This window comes from Nostoc sp. (assembly GCF_036917615.1).
Taxonomy (GTDB): domain Bacteria; phylum Cyanobacteriota; class Cyanobacteriia; order Cyanobacteriales; family Nostocaceae; genus Nostoc.
Window position 1 is genome coordinate 143,805 of the sequence record NZ_JBALCZ010000026.1, and the last position, 22,719, is coordinate 166,523.

At 40.2% G+C, this 22,719-nt stretch carries 20 protein-coding genes; 5 read left to right on the top strand and 15 right to left on the bottom strand.

All coding sequences use genetic code 11. The features are described 5' to 3' along the window. Nucleotides 1-303 precede the first annotated feature (303 nt). Nucleotides 304-1,485 carry an ABC transporter substrate-binding protein gene (locus V7K85_RS09105; RefSeq protein ID WP_442940566.1) on the top strand — a complete coding sequence of 394 codons (1,182 nt, stop codon included), beginning with the start codon at nucleotides 304-306 and terminating at the stop codon, nucleotides 1,483-1,485. A 656-nt stretch (nucleotides 1,486-2,141) separates the two neighbouring features. Continuing rightward, complete coding sequence (locus V7K85_RS09110; protein WP_334812864.1) at nucleotides 2,142-2,537, top strand: hypothetical protein; 396 nt, start codon at nucleotides 2,142-2,144, stop codon at nucleotides 2,535-2,537. 86 nt (nucleotides 2,538-2,623) lie between these two features. Here V7K85_RS09110 and V7K85_RS09115 read toward each other — a convergent pair whose 3' ends face one another. After that, nucleotides 2,624-2,761, bottom strand: coding sequence for a hypothetical protein (locus V7K85_RS09115; RefSeq protein WP_334812865.1), 138 nt, complete (start codon nucleotides 2,759-2,761; stop codon nucleotides 2,624-2,626). Nucleotides 2,762-3,136: 375 nt separating this feature from the next. Between V7K85_RS09115 and V7K85_RS09120 the strand changes: the two genes are divergently transcribed. After that, nucleotides 3,137-3,967: a peptidoglycan-binding domain-containing protein gene (locus V7K85_RS09120; protein ID WP_334812866.1), complete on the top strand. Its 831-nt coding sequence runs from the start codon at nucleotides 3,137-3,139 to the stop codon at nucleotides 3,965-3,967. A 90-nt stretch (nucleotides 3,968-4,057) separates the two neighbouring features. Here the strand turns inward: V7K85_RS09120 and V7K85_RS09125 are convergent, their stop codons facing one another. From V7K85_RS09125 to V7K85_RS09175, 11 genes are all read right to left on the bottom strand, one after another. Beyond that, nucleotides 4,058-4,537 (bottom strand): hypothetical protein, encoded by a 480-nt coding sequence (locus tag V7K85_RS09125; protein ID WP_334812868.1) that lies wholly within the window; start codon nucleotides 4,535-4,537, stop codon nucleotides 4,058-4,060. A gap of 18 nt (nucleotides 4,538-4,555) precedes the next feature. Continuing rightward, a complete protein-coding gene (locus V7K85_RS09130) occupies nucleotides 4,556-4,834 on the bottom strand; it encodes a hypothetical protein (RefSeq protein WP_334812870.1) in 279 nt (92 codons plus the stop codon). After that, entirely contained in the window at nucleotides 4,822-6,594 is a 1,773-nt protein-coding gene (locus V7K85_RS09135) for a transporter substrate-binding domain-containing protein (protein WP_334812872.1), read from the bottom strand. Before V7K85_RS09135 ends, V7K85_RS09130 begins: the two co-directional genes overlap by 13 nt. A 93-nt stretch (nucleotides 6,595-6,687) precedes the next feature. Beyond that, complete coding sequence (locus V7K85_RS09140; protein ID WP_334812873.1) at nucleotides 6,688-7,152, bottom strand: transporter substrate-binding domain-containing protein; 465 nt, start codon at nucleotides 7,150-7,152, stop codon at nucleotides 6,688-6,690. A 512-nt stretch (nucleotides 7,153-7,664) separates the two neighbouring features. After that, nucleotides 7,665-7,898 carry a hypothetical protein gene (locus V7K85_RS09145; protein WP_334812875.1) on the bottom strand — a complete coding sequence of 78 codons (234 nt, stop codon included), beginning with the start codon at nucleotides 7,896-7,898 and terminating at the stop codon, nucleotides 7,665-7,667. Nucleotides 7,899-8,051: 153 nt separating this feature from the next. Then, a complete protein-coding gene (locus V7K85_RS09150; RefSeq protein ID WP_334812877.1) occupies nucleotides 8,052-8,210 on the bottom strand; it encodes a hypothetical protein in 159 nt (52 codons plus the stop codon). A 21-nt stretch (nucleotides 8,211-8,231) separates the two neighbouring features. Beyond that, on the bottom strand, nucleotides 8,232-8,741 hold the full coding sequence (locus V7K85_RS09155; protein WP_334812879.1) for a hypothetical protein: 510 nt from the start codon (nucleotides 8,739-8,741) through the stop codon (nucleotides 8,232-8,234). A gap of 78 nt (nucleotides 8,742-8,819) precedes the next feature. Continuing rightward, nucleotides 8,820-10,013, bottom strand: coding sequence for a hypothetical protein (locus V7K85_RS09160; RefSeq protein ID WP_334812881.1), 1,194 nt, complete (start codon nucleotides 10,011-10,013; stop codon nucleotides 8,820-8,822). Nucleotides 10,014-10,045: 32 nt separating this feature from the next. Beyond that, nucleotides 10,046-10,174 (bottom strand): hypothetical protein, encoded by a 129-nt coding sequence (locus V7K85_RS09165; protein ID WP_334812882.1) that lies wholly within the window; start codon nucleotides 10,172-10,174, stop codon nucleotides 10,046-10,048. Continuing rightward, nucleotides 10,158-13,058 carry an FG-GAP-like repeat-containing protein gene (locus V7K85_RS09170; RefSeq protein ID WP_334812884.1) on the bottom strand — a complete coding sequence of 967 codons (2,901 nt, stop codon included), beginning with the start codon at nucleotides 13,056-13,058 and terminating at the stop codon, nucleotides 10,158-10,160. Before V7K85_RS09170 ends, V7K85_RS09165 begins: the two co-directional genes overlap by 17 nt. Continuing rightward, nucleotides 13,039-13,773, bottom strand: a complete 735-nt coding sequence (locus tag V7K85_RS09175; RefSeq protein ID WP_334812886.1) for a hypothetical protein — start codon at nucleotides 13,771-13,773, stop codon at nucleotides 13,039-13,041. Before V7K85_RS09175 ends, V7K85_RS09170 begins: the two co-directional genes overlap by 20 nt. Nucleotides 13,774-13,864: 91 nt before the next feature. Between V7K85_RS09175 and V7K85_RS09180 the strand changes: the two genes are divergently transcribed. Together V7K85_RS09180 and V7K85_RS09185 are read left to right on the top strand one after the other, a co-directional pair. Then, on the top strand, nucleotides 13,865-15,052 hold the full coding sequence (locus V7K85_RS09180; protein WP_334812888.1) for a TRC40/GET3/ArsA family transport-energizing ATPase: 1,188 nt from the start codon (nucleotides 13,865-13,867) through the stop codon (nucleotides 15,050-15,052). Between the two features lie 256 nt (nucleotides 15,053-15,308). Beyond that, a complete protein-coding gene (locus V7K85_RS09185; RefSeq protein WP_334812890.1) occupies nucleotides 15,309-19,181 on the top strand; it encodes a GAF domain-containing protein in 3,873 nt (1,290 codons plus the stop codon). Nucleotides 19,182-19,299: 118 nt separating this feature from the next. On the opposite strand, the gene V7K85_RS09190 is transcribed toward V7K85_RS09185, so the two are convergent. From V7K85_RS09190 to dnaN, 3 genes are all read right to left on the bottom strand, one after another. Beyond that, entirely contained in the window at nucleotides 19,300-19,497 is a 198-nt protein-coding gene (locus V7K85_RS09190) for a hypothetical protein (RefSeq protein ID WP_334812892.1), read from the bottom strand. 135 nt (nucleotides 19,498-19,632) lie between these two features. Next, a complete protein-coding gene (locus tag V7K85_RS09195) occupies nucleotides 19,633-20,697 on the bottom strand; it encodes a cytochrome-c peroxidase (RefSeq protein ID WP_334812894.1) in 1,065 nt (354 codons plus the stop codon). Between the two features lie 725 nt (nucleotides 20,698-21,422). Continuing rightward, nucleotides 21,423-22,586 (bottom strand): DNA polymerase III subunit beta, encoded by a 1,164-nt coding sequence (dnaN, locus tag V7K85_RS09200; RefSeq protein WP_334812896.1) that lies wholly within the window; start codon nucleotides 22,584-22,586, stop codon nucleotides 21,423-21,425. Nucleotides 22,587-22,719: the final 133 nt, after the last annotated feature.

Here is a 22,719-nt window from a genome sequence, read left to right on the forward strand (position 1 = left end):
TAATACAAAAAAGTAGATAATTGCTCTACTTAGCCACAAGTAAACAATCACCTCATTAAATAAGTGTTTTTACGTTTTCACTCGCAAATGCAAACTATAACGAGTATGTTACCAGTTTCACTTGACTTTTGACTTTTGACTTTTAACTTCCCCGTTCGCGTAGCGTCTCCTAGAGTTGGGGCTGACCATTTATTTAGTTTCAACTTTTACAATAAAATCCAGTATTATCCTAACAAACATCATCGTCATACATCTGTGAAAAAAGCGCTCACACATCAAACTGCCTTACTATTTACATGCTCTATGCTGCTGGTAGCTTGTGCTAAAAGTGGCAGTAATGAAGCGAATTTTGCAAATAATCCAACAGCGACAACAGGTGCAGCTAATCCTATTCCTATCGGTATCGCCTTCGCACAAACGAGCAATGTAGCATTACTTGGTCAAGAGGGAACTGATGGAGTAAAAATTGCCCAGAAGTATTTTAATGACAAAGGAGGTATCAATGGGAGACCAATTAAATTAGTATATCAAGATACTAGTGGCGATGAAGTTGGAGCCATTAATGCTTTTCAAACTTTAATTAGTAAAGATAAAGTTGTTGGCATTGTTGGCCCTACGCTATCACAACAAGCTTTTAGCGCTGACCCCGTAGCAGAACGCAATCAAGTTCCAGTGATTGGAGCATCAAACACTGCTAAAGGCATTCCCGAAATTGGTGATTATGTGGCTCGTGTTTCTTCATCTGTTGCTGTCGTCGCTCCTTATTCAGTGAAAGCTGCACTCAAGCAAAATCCTAATCTTAAAAGAGTAGCTGTATTCTACGCTCAAAATGACGCTTTCAATAAGTCGGAAACAGAAATATTTCAAAAAACAGTTAAAAATTTAGGATTGGATTTAGTCACAGTCCAAAAGTTTCAAACTACAGATACCGACTTTCAAGCTCAAGCCAGCGATGCTATTAATTTAAAACCAGATTTAGCGATTATATCCGGGTTAGCTGTAGATGGAGGTAATTTAGTTAAACAATTACGAGAACTTGGTTATAAAGGAATAATTGTTGGTGGCAATGGTTTTAACACATCCCATATATTTTCTGTGTGCAGAGCGCTTTGTGATGGCGTGATTGTGGCTCAAGCTTATAGCCCTGTGTATGCCAATGAAATTAACACCTCATTTCGCAAAGCCTACCTTGAACAATATCATAGAGAACCACCCCAAGTAAGTGCTCAAGCTTTTGCTGCGTTACAGATATATATAGAGGCTCTTCAATCTTTAGATAAAAAAAGTAATATTAACAAATTGACACTGCCACAGTTGCGTACAGAATTGAATAAGGAGTTACTAAGAGGAAAATATCAAACTCCTCTCGGTGAAATTGCTTTTACACCAGTAGGTGATGTAATTCAAAAAGAGTTTTACGTTGCACAACTCAAGATGGAACCAAACGGTGCCAATGGTAAGTTTTCTTTTTTAAGGGCTAATTAGAGTGCCAATATCAGTTGTACTTGACAATACTTTTGTCTCAAGCTTGCATTTTTTGTTATTTGACTGACTATCATAGCATTTGTTAGCACACTTTTTATAGTGTCCCTTGAATAACGCGGTTTCATTGCTTCTGGTGACTAATTTTCTCTTAGGTAATGCGATCGTAGCTCTCTTTTGCCAAAATGGTGAAATAGCTAAAAACGATCGCAGCAGTTCTTGAAATAAGAGCGATGCCTACACCGGGTTACGTCTATGCAAAAAACTGTTGTCACTATGCCAAAAAATGTTATAAGTAAAATTTAATCTGTTGTCACTAACGCTTAAGGTGTTGTTATGAATGCTAAAATTGTCGTTACTAACACTTAAATATATATAAGAAAAATTTCAGATGCTGTGAGTATAACTTAAGCTGTTATTATGAATCTTGAAGTTTTCGTTACTAAAACTGAAGCATTTATAAGGAAAATTTCAGGTGTTGTTATGAATGCTGAAGTTGTCGTTATTAACACTCGATCTGCCGTTATGCTGCAAAAAAACGACGGAAATTACTCATTAAGCTAGTCCTAAAAAACACAATATTTTGCGGATTATACGGGTGCGATATCCAGTCTTTGTAAGACAAGCTAGCTTTATAAGCTTTTGACAAGAGTAAATTTATGTCTCGTAAAAAACTAATATCCCGTATTCTAGAAAAGGCTGAGTTAAGAGCCTCTGGACTGAAGGCGATTGATCCAACCATAGATTTTGGGGATGCTCACAACTTAAAAAACTTGACACAACTAATTGAGCAGTTACGCACCAAAATTGATGAGTATAACAGCGCTCTAGCCATGATTGATTCTTACCGAACCGAGATTGAAGAGTTGGAAACAAGTTTGGGTAATCTTACTGCGAAAATGTTGATGGGAGTTGCTTTCAAGTATGGTAACGATAGCCGCGAATATGAGATGGCGGGTGGTATTCGCAAAAGCGAGCGCATCCGCAAAAGCAGGATAACCCGCTTGAAAGGTGGCGTAAACCAAACATCAAAAAAGAGCGCTCAAACTGCTTAATATCATTACAGCAGGAATTAGGAGTCAGGAGTTAGAAGTTAGGAGTTAGGAGTTAGAAGTTAGGAGTTAGGAGTCAAAAAGGTTTTTTATCTGGTTTGTAGACCAAAGCACTGTACTTCAATAACTTTAAATCTGCTGTAATAGATGCGATCGCTATTTGGAAGTAACCCGAAGCGATCGCTTACCCTTTTTCCTCGTTCCCAAACTCCCGCCTGAGAATGCATTCATCTGGGCTGCTGCCTCTAGTCATATCATGTCCGCTTAAAGACTTATTATAAAGACGCAGGGGGCTTTACGCATCACAACTCGTAAACTCTGTTCCTTATCCTAGAACTGAATCCACCTTCAGCGATCGCCCATGTCGCTCAACAACAATTTGTTGAGCGATCGCACAAGTACGGAGAGCCGCTTACAAGCTGGTGTAAAGGAACCATTGCGTAGTATCATCATCAATAGCTGAGAATAAGCGCTCGCGATCGCCCACCAAGACTTAAAACCAGCTTTTTTCTCCGTGTGTAGTCGCCTACGCCGAACCTCTCAAAGAGTTGCAGCTTTTCGTCACACATTGCTTAACTTTTGAAACGCCTTGCAAACAAGACATGTTAGATTTGTTTATTTCTACTTACTTAATTTTTGTAAAACCAGATACATTAAATGGTAGTTTAGTAGCAAAGGAACCAAAAAGCATGGCCGTTAGTAGCCCTGAAGTCATCCGTCATATATTGATCGGGCTGGGATATTTAGCTCCTGAGATAGACCCTAAGCCTGATTTGACAAAATTTGCTCCCTGGAAGCGGAATAACAACTCCTTGACAGATGATCCTACTGAAGAAGCGATTAAAAAGTTTCAGAAACAGTACTCACAAAAACTTGGGGTTAATGGTAACGCTGATTTGGAGACTCGAAGTGTAATGGAAGATACAGTCAAAGGACTTCAGAATAGATTGAAGTTTCACGGTTTTGCAACCAATGCCGAAATTCCTTCAGACAAGCCTTTTTATGGGCCAGCCACTTATACAGCAGTCAAAAAATTTCAGAAATCTCAGGGTTTAACTGAAAATGGCATTGCTACTACTGAACAGCGTCAAATTCTACAGCAACCTAGTCTAACAAATAAGCCTCAGCCGCAGCCACACTCACAACTCAAGCTGATAGATTTGTGCTTCCAATTCAAAAATAATCCTCAAAATCCTTCTTACATCGCAGCCCTAAATAACTTACAACAAAATCTACCCAAGGACGTTTTATACAAAGTTACTAACAAATGGAGGGGGACAAATGATCAAAATCCTGAGATTGTCAAGCTGACGAATGTGTTCACTTATTATGATGACAACAATCAAAATCATCGTGATGCACTAAATCACTTACAAAGTCAGATCACCCCAGCCATCTCTCAAGCATTTTTAAGTCTCTGGAATAAGAAGTAAAGAAATGGGACATACAGCAGAATTCAGAGATAACTCTGAGCTAAACGAAGTCTAGAACAAGCTTTTAGAAATTGTCTCGAAAATAAGTCTCTAACTCTTAATGCCTAATGGGAGGGCTTCCGCCTTTTGACTTGCGGCTCTGCCGCAATGACAGGGCCCGTTAGATGACGCACTACGTAACGCATATTCTGTATAATCCTTATCTCCAGGATTGTATAATTGTCCCGTCAGGGGGTCTAGGACTGTGCCCTGTTCATTTTCGACTCGGTAGAAGCCGACTGTATTCTGATAAACAGCTTCGCTTTTGACGATGGGTAATATAGCTTGGACTGATTGACCGCTAAATTCTGTAAGGTCAATTAACTGCCGTTCAACTTTCTCTTGGAGTCTGCTACCAAGGGGTGAGGCTGTTTGCGTCAGGCTAACACTCAACGTTAAGTCGGGGTTAGGGTCGCCAAGTTGGTCTTCAAAGCTCAACTGAAACTGGTTGCTGCCATTGTCAGTAATTTGTAAGACATTGTTGGCACAACCAAATAGAACTTTACTTTGTGCCGCAGGATTACTTAGCACTTCATCAGTACTACCGTTTTAAACTAAGTAGAAGGAGAGTAATTTACCGCTAAAGTTTTCTAAATTGCGTGTCGGGTTGGGTACAAATTCATCGAAAATTACGGAAAAAATGCTTTGACTGCGGCTGAGGGCAGCTTGTAAGTAACCGGGATCGCTGGGAAGTAAACCATTAACGCGACCTTGGGTGTCGTCTACCACAAATAGTCCAACTTCGTGAACGTTGTCCTTGCCAATATCTTTATTAATTAATGCAAACTCTAAATTGGCGCGGTTCAGGTCTCCATTTAAACGAAGCAAGTTTTGCCTTCTTCGCTCTTTGTGAGGCTGAGAGTAACGGGAGATTCGTTGATATCAGTAATAGCGATGGAGATAGAAGCACTACTTTTGATTTCATTGTTGAAACCAGGCTCATTAACCTCGATGGTAATATCTAATTGTGGATTAGTCTCAAAATCAAGGAGAGCGCCTGCTTTTAAAAATAATTCTTTACCACGAATTTCAAATAAATCGACATCAGTATTTTTAAGAATGAGGCTTTCTTTACCTAATCCCTCTTTATCGATCGTAATGTCAGCAACTTTCAATCCTTTACTGGTATAAACGTTTTCAGCTAAGGAAGCGATCGCATTTTGCCGTGTTACGGTAGCAGCAATTGAGTTAACTGCAAAAGGAGGCGAGTATTGCAGACCATAATCGAGATAAAGTTTATTTTCATCACGATTGAGAATGCTACTACCAAAGTTTCGCTTATATATTTCTCCGTAATTACCAACTGCCTTGATTATATTAACAACAAAGTCATTAGAAATTTCTAATCCTTTACCTATGTTGCTGTCAATACCTAAGAAAGTACGAATTTCATCCGTAGAGTTGTTTGTCGGGTCATTGTCAGTATTAATTTCTACTAAATTCTGAATATTTTCCGAGCTAATACCAAACTCTTCTGCCTGTACTAAGCTGTATGTTACCCATCTAATCAAATCTCCCCATGCTGACTGATTTTCGTCGATAGCTAAGGCTAAAGGTTCCTTAGAAATCACATTATTAAGCAGCTTGTGGTCGTCGGGATTTGATAGCTTGGTAATTAACCCCGCAATAATAGGTTGGTCTGTAGAAATAGCATCAATTTCACCTCGGTCATAAGCGTCAAGCATCTCTGCTATTGTCGCAAAAGTTTGAGGAATAAAACTACCACCAAACTTTGCTAAATAGTCTCGAATATTTTGTAAGCCGCTTGTAGAGTTAGTTATACCAATTTTGCGGCCGTTTAAATCGGAAATCAAGCTAATTCCACTGTCTTTTCTGACGACAAAATCTTGTCCGGTATAAAGATAAGTAGGACTAAAATCAACACCCCGTGCTGCATCTCGAACTAAGTTATTAGTTATACCCGCAGCGAAAATATCGATTGCACCATTAGCTACATCGTCAAAACCTTGGGAGAAATTTTGTACGACGGTAACTTCAAGCTGATTCGGGTCACCAAAAACAGCTGCTGCAACAGCTTTACCTAATTCAATATCAAAGCCTTGCCATTTACCATCCGCATTCTGAACAGCAAAACCAGGAAAATTACCAGTTACACCAAGTTTAACCTTTCCACGTTCCTTGATTTCTTGAAAAAGATTGCGATTATTGTTATCAGTTAGCGTAAATTTATCTGGCAGTGTACCAGCGAAGGGAGGAGAATAGAGTAAACCATCATCCTCCCAAAGATGATTGCGATCGCGTTCTAAACCAGGAAAATTCCGGTTGTAGATTTCGTCATAGTTACCAACCTGTTTAATAATGTTGGTAACAAAATCTTTGTTAAGTCCAAGTTCTTTACCTAAATTATCTTCTAAACCAAGGAAACGATTTATTGCTGGATTGGTGCTATGGGCGATAACTTCATTAAGATTTTTTGAGGTGATACCAAATTCTTCTGCTTGAATAGGTGCATAAGTTACCCATTTAACTACATCTGCCCATTCCGAGTCATTTTCAGGAATAGTAACAGCTAGAGGTTCTTTCGATATCTCCGTGTCAAGGATTTTGTTATTTTTCGGATCGCTCAAGAACTGAAGACTACTATACAGAAGGGTGCGGTCTGTGGATACTGCATCAATCTCTTTTTTCGCGTAAGCCTCAATTAATTGACTTTGTTCGTACTAGCGTAAGGTAAAATCAATACCTTGGGATTTGAAAAAACTAACCAGATTTTTACCAGCGTTTGTACCTTTAGGAGTACCAATGGTCAAGCCTTTTAAACCAAAGATATTGTTAATATTGCGATCGCCTTTAACTAAAATCTGTTGGCTGTTGTAGAGATGGATGGGTGAGAAGTCAACTTTGAGATTAGTATCCCAAGTATTGCGAACAGTAGTAGGTGAAGCAATAACATCAACTTCCCCATTTACCAAACTATTGGTGGTTACATCAAAACCTTTAGAAAAATCGAGTGGAACAAACTCAACTTTATTAGCATCGCCAAATAAAGCCGCAGCTAAAGAGTGAGACCAATCAATATCAAATCCTGTATAACTACCGTCTGTTTTGAGGACAGAAAAGCCAGGAGCAAAACTGTTAATACTAACTTTAACAACACCACGCTGAAGAACTTTATCTAATAACATAGGTCTTTACAATTACTTTGATGATTATTGAGAATATAGAAATCCTCGGAAGATTTTTGAAATATACGTAGGGTGGGCAGTGCGGCTCACGCACTGCCCACCCTACAAATACTTAGACTTGTTAACAACGCTATTCCTTTGCCAACAAAAATCAAACCGGATTGCTATAGAAAAGAGGGTAAGAATTACCTACCCTCTTGGAGAATAGTTAAAACAAAACGATTTGCTTATCGATGGATAAATCTTGGACTAACAAACCATTATTTTCAATTGAAGTTAAGTTGATATCGTTGTAGGACAAGATACCATTGTTGTATTTGAACTTACTTATATCTGCTGTTCCAAATCCTTTAATGGCAATATAAATCTTATCGCTTGAATCAAAATCGCTAATTTTGTCATAGCCATTATCTGTGAGTGATAAGAATTCAAATTTATCCGCACCAGCACCACCAATTAAGATGTCGTCACCAATACCACAGTGCCATTTCTTTCACCACCATCAACTATATCTAAACCAGCTGTAGGACATCAAAAGTACCATTTTTGTTTTTGTCAGCAGCTTGATGTTTGGGGTCTTTGGAGTCATATTTTAAGATAAAGCTTCCACTAGCGTCCTTAAACCCCGTACCAATAGGTTCCAAGGCATCGGCTTTACCATTACCGTTTACATCCAAGAAAACTTCTACTGGTTGCTCTTCAAAAGTCAGAACTTGAGCCTTTTTAGCATTAACTGTTATCTCCAAGGCGTCAAATTGGTTGTTCTTGTTCTTGTCAAGTGCCTTATGAACGGGGTCTTGGGGGTTAAATATTAACTCCTGAACTGTAGCTTTTGGGTTCTTTGGATCGGCAACAGTTTTAACCTTTCCTGTCGGTTCGGTATAGGGTTCGCCTTTATCCTACGCACCGTTACCATTAGTATCAGTAAAGTCGAGATTCCCATTACCGTTGATATCCAAAAAGTTAACTTTTTTGCTTAAGTCATCCGACAAGCTAGCGCCAAAGTTTATACTTAACTGGCTGGGATTATTGGGGTCATTAGCAACATCAAGCTGCATGAACCAAAGATTTGCCTTCCCTTATAAGTTCCGATCTATTTTTTTGTTGCCATTCTTGTCTAATTCTAAAATCGGGTCTTTGGTAATATCTTGGTCTTTGTCGTCAATTTTGCCGTTGTTGTTTTTATCCCAGTAATCTTTGTTGTTTTTTTCGTCTTTTAAGAAGGTAAACTCACCAACGGATTGTAGGTCGTTGTAATAACGCTTTGGTTTGGTATCGGGATTCTTTTTGTCTACGTTTGCCTCAAAGTAGTATCCTTTACTGTCAGTTCCATAAACTCCTTCGCCTAAACTAACATTGAAACCAGCATCAAATTTTGTTTTTTCTGTGTCAATGTAAAAACCAAAATCGTTATGGAAACCGAACCCAAGACTGAAGTTGTAATTAAAGGAACTAGAAACATTTCCTTGGGTTTTTAAACCCAAAGCGGGTAAACCTAAATCGGCATCAAGGGGAAAATCAAAGAGATTATAGGTATTTGAGACATTAAAGTTGACTTTGATTTCATCCTCGGTCATCTCAACTTTCACATCAACACCTGCAAAGGGTTTGATTTCGGAGTCGATCCCAAATTTTTTCAGGGAAATCTTAAAGTTGTGCAGAGTTGTTTATAAGATTTTTTCAAGTTTACTAGTAGTCAGGTTGTCTGTACCATCAATGGCTTTCGCTACTTCATCATCTAAGCCTTCAGTAATCGAAGGTACTTTACCATCTGCACTACCAATGATTGGTAGTTCTAAATTCTTCAGGATTTCGCTGCTACTCCTTAAACCTTCCCTAACACCTGCGATCGCTTCTTCTTTATCGATCAGGCGATCAATGATATTTATTTGTTGGTCGGCAACCGCAAAGTTCTTGTAGGTAGCATCTTCACTATCGACTGTGTATTTCAGGAAAGAGGTATGGAAGTCCCCAGGTTCGATAACTCCTTCGTCAACGCCACTAACGGTAACGGTTTGTAATTTATACCAATTCTGAGGGGTAAAGGTGAGTTTATTATTCAGAACTCGAGTTTGACCGTTCGGATCGATGATAGTGATGGTTACATCTTTTGTTGGTTCGCTGAGGAGAGAGATTTGGAAAGTAGCGGTTTTTCCTTCAACGACAGTGGTATTATCACCAAATTCAATAATTCTCACTCCTGGTTGGTCGTCATCTACAATACCTAAGATGGCTTCGGTTTTTTCATCGCCTAATTGATAACCTTCGCCCGGTAGGAGTTTAATTTGAATAGTTTCGTCTGTTAATTTAGTTTTAGAATCTTCCTTAATCGCGTTAGCTTTTTGGGGATCGATTAAGACTTTAACTTGACCTGCAACTTGACCTGTAGTGTTTTGCAGTGTGGCATTATCTGCAATTGTTGCTACTACACCACTACCAAAATTTAATTCTGTACCTTTGATAATTGCGAGGTTTGGGTTGGTACTTTGCAAGTCGAGCGTTTGTAAGCCAAGGGTTAACTCTTTTTGGTCAACGGTTGATCCGACGACACTCAGATCGATTGCTCCTAATTTACTTTGAGAACCTTTAAGGTCATTAACATCATTAGCAATCGAGACTTTGATAGTAGCTTTTTGCTCTAGGGTTTGACTGAGGTTGGGGTCTAGCTCAGTATCTTCTGTGACGACAGCTTTAAACCCTTTAATAGTTAACTCCGTATTTTTAGCAATTTTGGTAGATAGTGTTTTACTCGAATCAACTTTAATAGTTACATCCAGGGTTAAATCGCTGCGAGTAACTATTTTACTGGTAACGTTAAGTTTGGTTGATTCAACTAATTTATCGTCAATAGGGACAATCAATAGGTTATTTTGAATATCACCAGGAGCGATAGTTACTGAACCTTTTTTCGGGATGGGTTGATAGTCAGCTTTGCTTGTGTCGGTGTCATAGGTTGCTGAACCACCAATAATTTCGTAGTTAACTTTAATTCCCGTACCTCCTGCTCACTTCGGTGCAGCATGATTCAGATACACCATAAACCCACTGGAAGCACCTTCGAGTTCCGATCCTTTCCAACCTGCCATGACTTTCGCTGTAGGTAGGTCATTATCGATGATTGTGACCTTGAGCGGTTCGGGAGCCAATTTAGTATTGTTATAAACAGGGTCTTTCTCGCTCTCAACTTTGAAGGAAACTAAGCTTTGGCTATCGTATTCCACCAAACTATCATCGACCGCTAATACCCGCACGACTTGTTCTTTATCCCAGTTTTTCTCGTTAAAGGTGAGAGTAATTTCTCTATTTAGTTTTTCTCCATTCAGGATAATTTGGTCATCACTTGGGATAACAGTTACTTTGACTTCCCCGACTGGTTGACTCTTGAGGGTGACTGTGAAGACGTTGGTTGTACCTTCCTCAATTTTACCCGCATCACCGCGCAGGTTGATGTTAACGCCTGCGGTGTCGTCGTCGGTATTAGTTAAGTTAATTGGTGCAACCTTGAGCTTGTGATATTTGAGGTCTTCGCTCTCAAGCGTGGTTAACAGTTGGTAAGAAACCTGCTTATTAATGCCATCATCAATTTTGTCATCTACACCAACTACTGTAAACTTTTGCGGTTTATCCCAGTTGTCGGGAGTGAATGTCAGAGCTTGAAAATCAGCTAATTTTGGATTTATTGTCGAAGCCGGCTGGGTTATAATTTTCGCCTTTGTTGGTTTATTCGCGCCAACAAATACGGTGACAGCTGTAATCGGTTGAGAATTGAGGTTTAGTTCGTAATCTAAAGAGTTACCAGTCTCTGTAGTTACGTTTGTTTGTTGTAAAGCTTTGATAGTGACACCAGCTTTGTCATTATCATCTTCCAAGGTAATCTGAGTCTTGAAACTAGATGGATTTTTGGGGTCTAAGTTATACTGTGTCCCGTCAAATAGTTGAATATCAATGCTTTCGGTATTTTCGGCAATGCGATCGCCTATTGGCTGAATATCGATGCTGGCGCTAGTTTGACCCTTAGCAATTTTCACGCCGGGTAGATTAATAAATGTAGCAAAAGTACCATTTAAGTTACCTACTACCAAATCTTGTTGGCGATCGCCATCTAAATCGACAAATACCGGACGGCTATTATTACCAACACCAGCGAGGTCATTGTTAGCTGTTGCGCTTAATACTCCATTGTTATTCTGGTAGTATTTGAGCGTGCCATCAGCGCTACCAACAGTTACATCTAAGTCACCATCTTTATCTAAATCTGCAAAGCCAAGTTGACCGTTGAGATTGTTAAACGGATTAGCAGTATCAATTTGCTCGATGTATTTTGTTACATTCCCTTCTAGGATAGCTTTGTAATATTTAGTACTACCATTGCCAGCGGTAACGACTAAATCGGTTAAACCATTCAGGTCGAAATCAACTAAAACGGGGGCACTGTTATTACCGACATTGATACCATTGAAGGGATTATTCTTGTCAATTTGTTCGGTAAATTGAGGTTGTTCTTTGCTACCGATATAATATCTAAGAGTGCCACCAGTTGTACCTATAACTACATCAGCTAAACCATCTTTGTTTAGATCAGCTATTGCGATCGCCCCGTCAGGGACAGTAACCCCGTTAAAAGGATTAGCAGTGTCGTATTTTTGAATAAATAAAGGACTATTCTCAGTATCGTTACTTTGGTAGTAGTTAATAATACCATTGGTTCCAACGGCTAAAGCATCCAAAAGTCCATCATTATTTAAATCGCCGAAGGCAATACTAGCATTTTTGCCAACATTAAAGCCATTAAAGGGATTAGTATTACCAATTTGACGCAATAAGGCAAAACTACCGCCAGTAATCTTATAGTCAACATTCTCAGTGGCGCTACCACTAACTACGCCGTATTTAATTATAGTATCTGCTGGCGCAGCTTGATCCAGGTTAACGGTTAGTTTGAGTGGGTTGCCATCTTCTTTCAATACAGAATTACTGAGAGAAAAACTCGCTTGCGGACTCGTATTGTTGACAGTGGTGAAGTCAAGATTAACTTCTTTTTCCAAGTCTTTTTTAATATCTGCTTTGGTTTGTAATTCTAGCTTTTGAACCGACTCCTTAATTTCTTCCTGGCGGTTCTCCTTAGTTAAATTGGGGTCATTTAACTTTTGGACACTGATGAAATTACTATCATTATCGCGATTATCAATTTCGATCAGACTGATGTCATTACTTGCATAGTTCGCGTCTTTACTAGTAGTCTTAATAGCAAGTTTGTAGCTAAAATCACCATCGAACACTTGATCGTCAACACCAGTAACAATAACTTTTTGATATTGATTCCAGTTATCCTTAGTAAATTGCAACGAAGGGGTACTAAATTTACTTTCGGCAAAGTTAATACCGTCGAAAGTAATTGTCACATCATCTAGAGGTTGGCTATCCAAGCGCACTGCAAAGGTTGCACTATTTCCATTCTCTGAAGTCGTTAAAGGACTAAGGGAAATAGCAATAATTTCCTGCAATTCACCATTTTGCTTAATTAGGGTGTTGACATTAACAATCTGAATCCTGGCTTTGTCATTGTCTTCGATATCAATGGTTGCAGACTTGTATGTATTATCGAGAATGTAGCCATTACGCTGGGATAAATCAATCGTTATCGCTTCTTTTTGTTCGTCAAAATTATCATCAATAACATTAAAGCTGATTTCCCCCTTTTTCTCACCAGGGGCAATTTGAATCTTGCCTATATCGTTACCCAGTAGCTGATAATCTTCCGATCGCTCTGCCGAACCACTAATGTTGTAATATATATTCAATCCATTTTCTGGTGCAGGGTCGCTCAACTCCACCAAAAATTGTCCATTTTGATCGATACCTTCGTTAACGGTTTTATTAATAGAACTAATCCGTATTAATGGCATCTTTTGAGAAGTCTTTTTGCTCCTTTTGGTCGTCTAGTTTGTAGCGGTAATACAACTTATAGTCAGAATCTGGTTTTGTATTGGCAATAGTTCCCCTTGTTGCTTTACCAGATTCAACTGTATCGATTCCTGGCAATTGTAAATACAGGCTAAAGTTTTGCGGTGGCTTTTGGTCGAATACGACTTTAAATTGTCCGTGTTGCTTGGCTTCTATCGGATCTTGTAGTTTTTCAATGCTGATCAGGGGTTCGTTGTCTTTAATTGTGTATGTTACTTGTTGTTTAGCATTATCAATCTCGTAGTTAGTCCCAGGATTGAGTTTAATAATTACAGTCTCGTTGGGGTCGTAAACTTTATCATCTACTGCGGTTAAGCCGTTGCTAACTGTTTTCGTCCATTTACCATTTTCCTCAGCCCAATCTTGCTCGTTTGTAGTTACCGGGCCAAGAGTATAATCTGCTGAACTAGCTGTACCACCTTGAGCTTGAAAGTTTAAGGTGGTGCTTTGTACTGGTTTGCGATCGGCAATCAGTTTGATTGTACCTGTAGCACCCCCTTCTATTGGATCGACACCTTTCTCAACTCCAATCCGAGTGTCGTTGTCTTCAATCGTAAAGGTGGGTAATCCCCACTCTACGGTTATTAAATTGAATTTTTTACAGTAGTTTTCTGGTAAAGCTTTTTGGTTAAAAGTTATATCGAGAAGATTGTTCACGCCTAAACGTGGTGAAACAGCATTTATTTTCTTTAAACAGTCGATAATGTAAATAAATGTAATAAAATCCTCAGGCAGGACAGAAGCATCTATGCGTGTAATTTTAATGACCGGTAAAGGCGGCGTGGGCAAAACTTCCGTTGCTGCTGCAACTGGACTCCGTTGTGCGGAACTAGGCTATCAGACATTGGTTTTAAGTACAGATCCCGCTCACTCTCTGGCAGACAGTTTTGACATGGAACTGGGACATGCACCCCAAAAAATTCGCCCAAATTTGTGGGGTGCAGAACTGGATGCGCTGCAAGAACTGGAGGGAAACTGGGGTGCTGTGAAACGTTACATTACTCAAGTTTTACAGGCGAGGGGTTTAGACGGAATACAGGCGGAAGAATTGGCAATTTTACCAGGTATGGATGAGATTTTTGGCTTGGTAAGGATGAAACGCCATTATGATGAAGGTGAGTTTGATGTCTTAATTATCGACTCAGCCCCCACGGGCACAGCACTGCGCTTGCTGAGTTTACCTGAAGTCGGTGGCTGGTATATGCGCCGTTTTTACAAACCATTTCAAAACATCTCGGTGGCACTTCGACCTTTGGTTGAACCTTTTTTTAGACCAATTGCTGGTTTTTCGCTACCTGATAAAGAAGTGATGGATGCACCTTATGAGTTTTATGAACAAATTGAAGCTCTGGAAAAAGTATTAACAGACAATACTCAAACCTCAGTGCGGCTCGTTACTAATCCCGAAAAGATGGTGATTAAAGAGTCTCTGCGTGCCCATGCTTATCTGAGTTTGTATAATGTTGCAACAGATTTAGTAGTGGCTAATCGGATTATTCCTAGCGTTGTCCAAGATCCATTTTTCCAACGTTGGAAGGAAAGTCAGGAGCAATATCGCCGGGAAATTCATGATAATTTTCACCCTCTACCTGTGAAGGAAGTTCCCCTGTTTGCTGAGGAGATGTGTGGATTGGCTTCATTAGAACGCCTGAAGGAAACCCTTTATAAAGATGAAGATCCAACTCAGGTTTATTACAAAGAAACGACTCTTAGAGTCGTGCAAAAGGAAAACCAATACAGCTTAGAACTTTACTTACCTGGTATTCCTAAAGACCAAGTTCAACTGAGTAAAACCGGAGACGAATTAAACATTACTATTGGCAACCATCGTCGTAACTTAGTTTTGCCGCAAGCCTTAGCAGCCCTACAACCAGCAGGGGCAAAGATGGAAGACGACTATCTGAAAATCAGCTTTGCTGACAATATAAGCGTTTAAGTTTGTTGCTCCGGCAATGTTTGACAAAAACTCAAAATTAAAAAGCAAGAATCTTTTCTTGTAGCTAGTACAGACGCAATTATTTTAGCGTCTGTTTTTGTGAGATCTTGGTGATTTTTTATAAAAGGTAAATAAAGATTTTTATTAATGATTTACCCGTAGTTGCACTGAAGACAAATTGATTAAATAAATACCAGAATGGCTTTAGATTTAATTATGCCAGTTTGCGAATTATTAATTTATTTTGTTATAAGCAATGACCTCCAACCCTGAACAAGATTTACCCTTATGTCACCATCAAGAAAGTTTACTACGCCGCATTACAAACCGTATTCGACGAAGTTTAGAGTTCAAGGAAATTATCACAGTGACAACAGCAGAGGTGCGATCGCTACTAAAAACTGACCGAGTGATGATTTACAAATTTCATGCCGATGGCAGTGGTCAGGTGATTGCTGAGTCAATTCACGAAAATCGGTTGCCGTCGCTAGTGGGATTGAATTTTCCTGCTGATGATATTCCACTGGATGCCCGTGAACTATTTATCAAATCACGGGTGCGTTCTGTTATTAATGTTGATACTCAAGAGATTGGTCAAAGTCACCTACGTGAGTTGGAAAATGGAGAAACCATATCAGAGGAGATCCGTTACCGCCCTGTAGACTCTTGCCATATTGAATATTTGACGGCAATGGGGGTAAAGTCCTCTGTAGTAGCGCCTATTCTCCATCAAGATCAACTTTGGGGGCTACTGGTGTCTCATAATTCGCAAGCGCATTTGATTTCAGAATATGAACTAGAAGCAGTACAGATGGTAGTTGATCAGCTATCTGTGGCGATCGCTCAAAGTACCCTCCTGACTCAAGCGCGTGAAAAAGCCGAACGCGAAGCTATCATTAATCGCATTTCTACACTACTGCATTCACTACCCACGATTGTATTACAGCCAGCCTTAGAAGCGGCCGTAGCTGCATTTGATGGTGTTGGTGGCAGGCTTTGCATTAGAAATGAAGCTTTTAATTTCCACAATGGCAACGTAGCCAGTTTAACAGAATGCTTAATACCAGGAAATAGTTGTATCAAGCTTTATATCTGTGGACAGCAACCTATGATGCCAGAACAAACTATATATCCACTGATAGAGCAGTATAGTGTCTGGCAGGAACACTATAAGTCTAGTAATTATGATGTTTGGGCGATTTTAGATATATATAACACTCCTGGCTTGCGAACTTTGCAAGTTGCTTTTCAACCAACTAAAATTCGCAGCATGTTGATGATCCCACTCCAGTATCGTCAGCAGTTGCTGGGCTATTTAAGTATTTTCCGCAATGAAATAGATACAGAAACTCTATGGGCGGGGCAGTATGACAGCGATCAAAGGCAACTTTACCCCCGACAATCCTTTGAGGTTTGGCGCGAATCTAAAAAGGCACAAGCTCGCAAATGGACACTTGAAGAGATTGAACTAGCTAGAGACATTGGTAAACACTTTGCTTCAGCAATTCAGCAGTATGAACTTTACCAACAGGTTCAAACCTTCAATGAAAATTTAGAACAACAAGTCAAAAGGCGTACACTTGAACTGCAACGGACAGCTGAACAACAACAGGCTGTGTTTAAAGTTATTACTGAAATTCGTGAGTCTCTTGACACCGATACTATTTTTCAAACAACCACTAAAGAGGTTTGTCAATTAATCAAAGCTGATCGTGTTTCTGTTTATCGTTTTGATTCTGATTGGGGTGGGAAATTTGTCGGCGATTTTGAGGCTGCTAGTCCATATTGGTCGAATCAATCGGAACTAGGAATTAATACTATTTGGAATGATACTTACTTACAAGACACAGAGGGAGGGCGCTACCGCAACAATGAAACATTTGCGGTAGATGACATCTATAATATGGGATTTGCTCAGTGTCATATCGACAATCTAGAGCAGTTTCAAATTCACGCTTTTGTGCTTGCTCCGATTTTTGTTGGGCAGAAACTTTGGGGTTTGCTGGCAACTTATCAACACACTGGGCCGCGCCAATGGAAAAAATACGAAATTAACTTTCTCAGCCAGATTGCTGGTCAAATAGGTGTAGCACTCCAGCAAGCTGAATTACTCACGCAAACAAAACAGCAGACGTTAAGTTTGCGACAAGCGGCAGAACAACAACAGGTGTTGTTTGAAGTTGTTGCGAAAATTCGGGAATCTCTTGATCTCAAGACAGTTTTTGCCGCAACTGTCTATGAAGTCCGTCGCTCTTTGAATGCTGACAGAGTGGTAGTATACCGCTTTGACCCGAATTCCGAACTCGATGAAGGTGAAATTCTTTCAGAGGGTGTTTTGCCAGAGTTTACTTCTGCTTTAACATTAAAAATTCAAGACAACTGCTTTAAGAACAAGTATGATGCTCTCTATCGTCAGGGACGCATCCATGCGATCGCTGATATCCACAACTCTGGACTGAATGTTTGTTATGTCCAAATGCTGGAGCAACTCCAAGTTAAAGCCAATTTAGTTTTGCCACTGGCTAAAAGTGATGAACTGTGGGGTTTGTTGTGCATTCACCAGTGCGACCAACCGCGTGAATGGCAATCCTCAGAAATCCAGTTCGCTACCCAAGTTGCTGCACAGCTTTCTGTAGCACTGGAACAAGCTGATTTACTAGAACAAACTAAGCATCAGGCTGTTGATTTGCGACAAGCGGCAGAACAGCAACGGGTATTGTTTGAAGTTGTTGCAAAAATCCGAAAATCTCTTGACTTAGATATGATTTTTCAGACTACCACTCAAGAAATTTGCAAATCACTGCAAGCGGATCGTGTGGCTGTCTATCGCTTTCATCCAGATTGGAGTGGTGAATATATCGCCGAGTTTGTGGTTGATGGTTGGGTAAAACTTGTAGGTTATGATCTTAATACAGTTTGGAAAGATAGCTATTTACAAGAAACCCAAGGTGGACGATATCGCCATAATGAAAGCTATATAGTTGATGATATCTATCAGTCTGGCCACTCGGAGTGTCACATTGCGGTTTTGGAGCAATTACAAGTAAAGGCGTATGCGATCGCACCTATATTTATCGGGCAACAGCTATGGGGCTTGCTAGCAGCTTATCAGAATTCTGCACCCCGCCATTGGGAAGCCTCGGAAATTAAGTTCATCACTCAAATTGCTAATCAGCTTGGGGTTGCACTTCAACAAGCCCAATTGCATAATCAAACCAAAGAGCAGACAGAAAAACTGACTCAAGCTTTGCATGATTTACAGCAAACTCAAACCCAACTGATCCAAACTGAGAAAATGTCCTCACTAGGTCAACTGGTAGCTGGTGTTGCTCACGAAATTAATAACCCGGTGAACTTCATTTATGGCAACATCAATCATGTCAATGATTACGCCCAAGATTTACTCAGTATACTAGACCTCTATTTGCAAGACTGTCCTAATCCCAGCCCTGAGATTCGCGATCGCTCTGAAGAAATAGACTTAGAATTTATCATGGAGGATTTGCCTAAAACTCTATCTTCCATGAAAGTTGGAATTGATCGCATCCGGCAGATTGTCTTGGGTTTACGGAATTTCTCCCGCCTTGACGAGGCGGAAAAAAAACCAGTTGATATTCATGAGGGCATTGATAGCACCTTGCTAATTTTGCAGCATCGCTTGAAAGCAAAACCGGAAAGTCCGGCTATTAAATTAGTCAAAGAATATAGTAATCTTCCTTTAGTAGAGTGCTATGCCGGGCCACTGAATCAAGTATTTATGAATGTTTTAAGTAATGCGATCGATGCTCTAGAAGATTACAGGGAATCTCCATCAAAACCTCATAGCAATCAAATTACTATCCGTACTGCTCTTGGAGAGCTTGAAGGTAATGTCAAGAGCGTAGTAATTCGCATTGCGGACAATGGCCCAGGAATATCCGAAGCCCTGAAGGCAAGAATCTGCGACCCATTTTTCACTACTAAGCCAGTGGGAAAAGGCACGGGCTTGGGGTTGTCAATAAGTTATCAGATTGTCGTGGATAAACACGGTGGTGTGTTTAAATGTGATTCTCAGCCAGAGTTAGGTACAGAATTTTGGATTGAAATTCCGGTGATCCAAATCACCAAATCGCACCATCAACTCCCGTAGGTTGGGGAGCTACCACCGTGACTCTTGTCGTGCAATTTTAACCCGCCCCGCCACAGTACCTGGATACCAATAGCGGTTTGATGTCGATGTTCTAAGTAACCCCCTAAACGAGCTATGTCTAGCGACAAGCCGAAGAAGCGTCTACGCAACCAAGCACCCAACTAACTGTTAATATCTTGGGTAGTTTAGGTGATTTAGCGCTGATTATGTGAAGCTGAAGAGGATTGAGGACTTGAATAGCGTCGGCAGTTGCCTGGGTGCGGTGTAGAGAAGTCAACTGCAACAGTTCAACAGCAATTATACGTAAAGATTTCAATCAAGTTCTTCATGCCATCAGCAGCCAGTCTGTATCGCTCCACCTGGCAACCCGATTTCAATATTTTGTATAATTTCCGCTGTTGGGGAGTTAGTGCCGGGTTTCCCCCACCAAAAGCTCCCCAACACGGAAATGCTATTTACTTACCACTGTCTTGTGTCTTGAAGTTACGAGGAAATTTGGAGTGCCATTACCACCATAACTACCAACGGCAGGAATTTCCAGTAGACTATCTGTGGCTTTGCCAGTACCATCATTGATCACGTATGTAGAATCACCCGGATGTCCATTTGGAACAAACAGTTGTGGGTGATCAAATGGCGCCTTTTCATAGCGGACTCGCTCATCAGTGAGTGATTTGAGGAAAGCTAGCAAGTCATTTTTTTCGGCTTCAGTTAATCCCAACACGGCAAGAGCGCTTTGCTTGCGGAAGTCTCCGCCACGATTGTATAATTCTATCACTTGCTGCAAAGTTAAAGAACCACCATTGTGGAAATAAGGGGCAGTCAGTTCGACATTGCGGAGTCCAGGAGTTTTAAAACTACCATCCGCAAGTATTATGTCCTTAGAGCTAACTATGGTGTTGGATGGAGAACCGAGAAGTTGCTGGAAAGTTCGCAGTAGAGCCAGTTTCGTTTCAGAAAGCGGATTCCCAAATGGGTCATTACCTCCAACACTAACATCTTCTAATGTCGGTCTAATGCCGATATTGAAAAAGCCATTGTCAAAGACAAATCTGCTGAAATTAGGGATGTTAAGAATCCCAATTCTTTGTTTCTGCACAGAACTCACAGAAGCACTGCTAAGTTCTGCCCCATTATGACAAACGTTGCATTGAGCTTTACCTTCAAACAGTTGTTTCCCCCGTTGCTGTTGCCCAGTTAGGGCAGTGGTGTTTCCTTCCAAGAAGCGATCAAGTGGGGTATCGTTAGCGATGAGCGTAGATTCGTACATTTGAATTGCCAGCCCAAAAAATAGCGAGAAGTTGTACTCTATTAACCTGTACTCATTGGTTTCCAAAGAGCGATCCGGTTTATTAACAAAAGTTCTGACACCCTTAGCATCAATTTGAATCAGTTGATTAGACTTCCACCATTCCGGCTTGAAGGCATTTTTAATTAGGCGACTATAGCTTTTATTTCTCAGTCCGGGTTCAGGCCATCTGCTATCTGCACCTAAAACACTGTCCTGTGGATGCACAAGTTGTTTCCCTAGCGGTCTCAGAGGAAATAACTTTTTAGCAAGTTTTCTGGGGAGCTTCTTACCCTTGCCAACGCTGCCGGATTTGTGATCAATTGATCCGAACTTATCACCTATTTCTTTCCATGCTTGATCTCCAGTACCATCGATTTGAGCAAAAATCGACCTTTGCAGGTTAGCAGCAAAAACATTGGAAAGCTAGCAAAAAGCAATCCCAAACTTAGTATGCGTAAAATTTCCATATTTTCATCTCAGAAAACACTTAATAAATTTTACTACTTATCTAAAGCTTTTTACTTATAATCAGCCGTATAAAATTTGACTGTTTTATGACTTACGCATTAAGTACGAAATGTAGGGGCAATTCATGAATTGCCCTTACGGTAAATCAAGGCTTTCACTGCCTTTTTGCGTAAGTCCTGTATTTTATTGTTAATAAAGAAGAGGGGAAAAGGTTAGATTGTGTTAATTAGTAACAATTAGATTGTGTTAATTAGTAACAAGTTAAAAGCGAGTAAATTTTATCAATACGTCTAGGTATAAAAAAAATCTGTATAATAATGATAATCGTAATAGTGGAAGCAACGCGATTTTGTGAGGTCAGGGAAAAAAGGTGTTAAAAAGGCTTGGTTAATTCCCTCCTTAAAAAGGAGGGTTAGGCGGGATCAAATCTTAACCCAAGCGTATTGGGTAATAAAGCTTTTGTTGAGTTTATACCATTCTTTTTAACTTCTAAGTTGCACCGGCATAGCTAAATAGGTCATTTTCAAACCACCCAATGGCGTAAAAATCACTGGAGTTAGGCTTTGATTCAAATGCATCTGAATTTCGGAAGATGGTAACTCTTTCAAGCCTTCCATCAAATATTTAATGTTAAAAGCAATCTCAATATTTTCTCCAGAAATTTGTGCAGGCATTGACTCTCTACCACTGCCCACATCTTGAGCTTCACAAGATAAGGTAATTTCTTGAGCTTCGCTGTCAATAGTGAGCTTGACAATATTATTTTTCTGATCGGCTAGCACAGCAATCCGTTCCAAAGTGCTTACGAATTGTCGCCGTTCAATTGTCACTTGTCGCTCAAATTGGCGGGGGATTAATTGTCGATAGGCAGGATATTGCCCTTCTAATGTGCGACTAGTCAAGCGTTGATTTTGCCATGCAAACACGACTTGACCTTGATCGAAATATAAAGCTACAGGTTCATCTGATGAGGCGCTATGAGCTAACATTCGTTGGAGTTCGCGTAATGCTCTAGCTGGTACTGTCACTTCTAGTTGACTAGTTCCGCCTAGAGGACGCTCGTTGCTAGTTTCTACTACTGCTAGGCGATGTCCGTCGGTAGCTGCAAATTCTAAAGTATCTTGTTTAACTGTTAAATGCACTCCGGTGAGTACTTGCTTGGTTTCATCAGCACTGGTAGCAAACAATGAACCCCGTAATCCCTCAATTAATGCGGTGGTAGTAAGATGGATTACTTCTGTATTTTCAATTACAGGTAATTCAGGAAATTCTTCAGGCCCCATTGCTCGTACTTGGTAATGTCCACTCTTAGGTGTGAGTGTGACAATTAAACCTTCTCCACCTGGTGTTGCACCTGTGAGGGCTGATTCATCATCTAGAGTGATTTCGCCCTCTGCAAGACGAGAGGTGATGTCTACAAGTAACTTAGCAGGAAGTGCGATCGCACCTCCTTGCCATACCTCAGCGTTAAAGCTGGTGCGGATTCCCAAGCTGAGATCAAAAGCTGTTAAGCTTACTTGGTTAGTTTCAGCATCCGCTTGGAGCAGCACATTGGCAAGTACTGGATGAGTTGGCCGTGAAGGTACTGCACGACTAACGAGTGAGAGGTTTGTACTGAGATCGCTTTGGGAGCAAACTAATTTCATAAGTCAGATTCAACTGGTGAAAGATATCCTAACACCCTTATTGTTCATAGGCGAGTAGGGTTAGGCGTCTTGTTTGTTTACTTATATCTTGCATCTGCCCAATCTCCCGCCAAGAAATAAATTTCTTGGCTTA

Coding starts and splice junctions, on each gene's coding strand:
- V7K85_RS09180 (WP_334812888.1), top strand. CDS start 13,865: ATGCGTGTAATTTTAATGACCGGTAAAGGCGGCGTGGGCAAAACTTCC.
- V7K85_RS09120 (WP_334812866.1), top strand. CDS start 3,137: ATGTTAGATTTGTTTATTTCTACTTACTTAATTTTTGTAAAACCAGAT.
- V7K85_RS09165 (WP_334812882.1), bottom strand. CDS start 10,174: ATGCTGCACCGAAGTGAGCAGGAGGTACGGGAATTAAAGTTAACTACG.
- V7K85_RS09170 (WP_334812884.1), bottom strand. CDS start 13,058: ATGCCATTAATACGGATTAGTTCTATTAATAAAACCGTTAACGAAGGT.
- dnaN (WP_334812896.1), bottom strand. CDS start 22,586: ATGAAATTAGTTTGCTCCCAAAGCGATCTCAGTACAAACCTCTCACTC.
- V7K85_RS09185 (WP_334812890.1), top strand. CDS start 15,309: ATGACCTCCAACCCTGAACAAGATTTACCCTTATGTCACCATCAAGAA.
- V7K85_RS09110 (WP_334812864.1), top strand. CDS start 2,142: ATGTCTCGTAAAAAACTAATATCCCGTATTCTAGAAAAGGCTGAGTTA.
- V7K85_RS09105 (WP_442940566.1), top strand. CDS start 304: ATGCTGCTGGTAGCTTGTGCTAAAAGTGGCAGTAATGAAGCGAATTTT.
- V7K85_RS09150 (WP_334812877.1), bottom strand. CDS start 8,210: ATGCAGCTTGATGTTGCTAATGACCCCAATAATCCCAGCCAGTTAAGT.
- V7K85_RS09140 (WP_334812873.1), bottom strand. CDS start 7,152: ATGTTATTAGATAAAGTTCTTCAGCGTGGTGTTGTTAAAGTTAGTATT.
- V7K85_RS09115 (WP_334812865.1), bottom strand. CDS start 2,761: ATGCATTCTCAGGCGGGAGTTTGGGAACGAGGAAAAAGGGTAAGCGAT.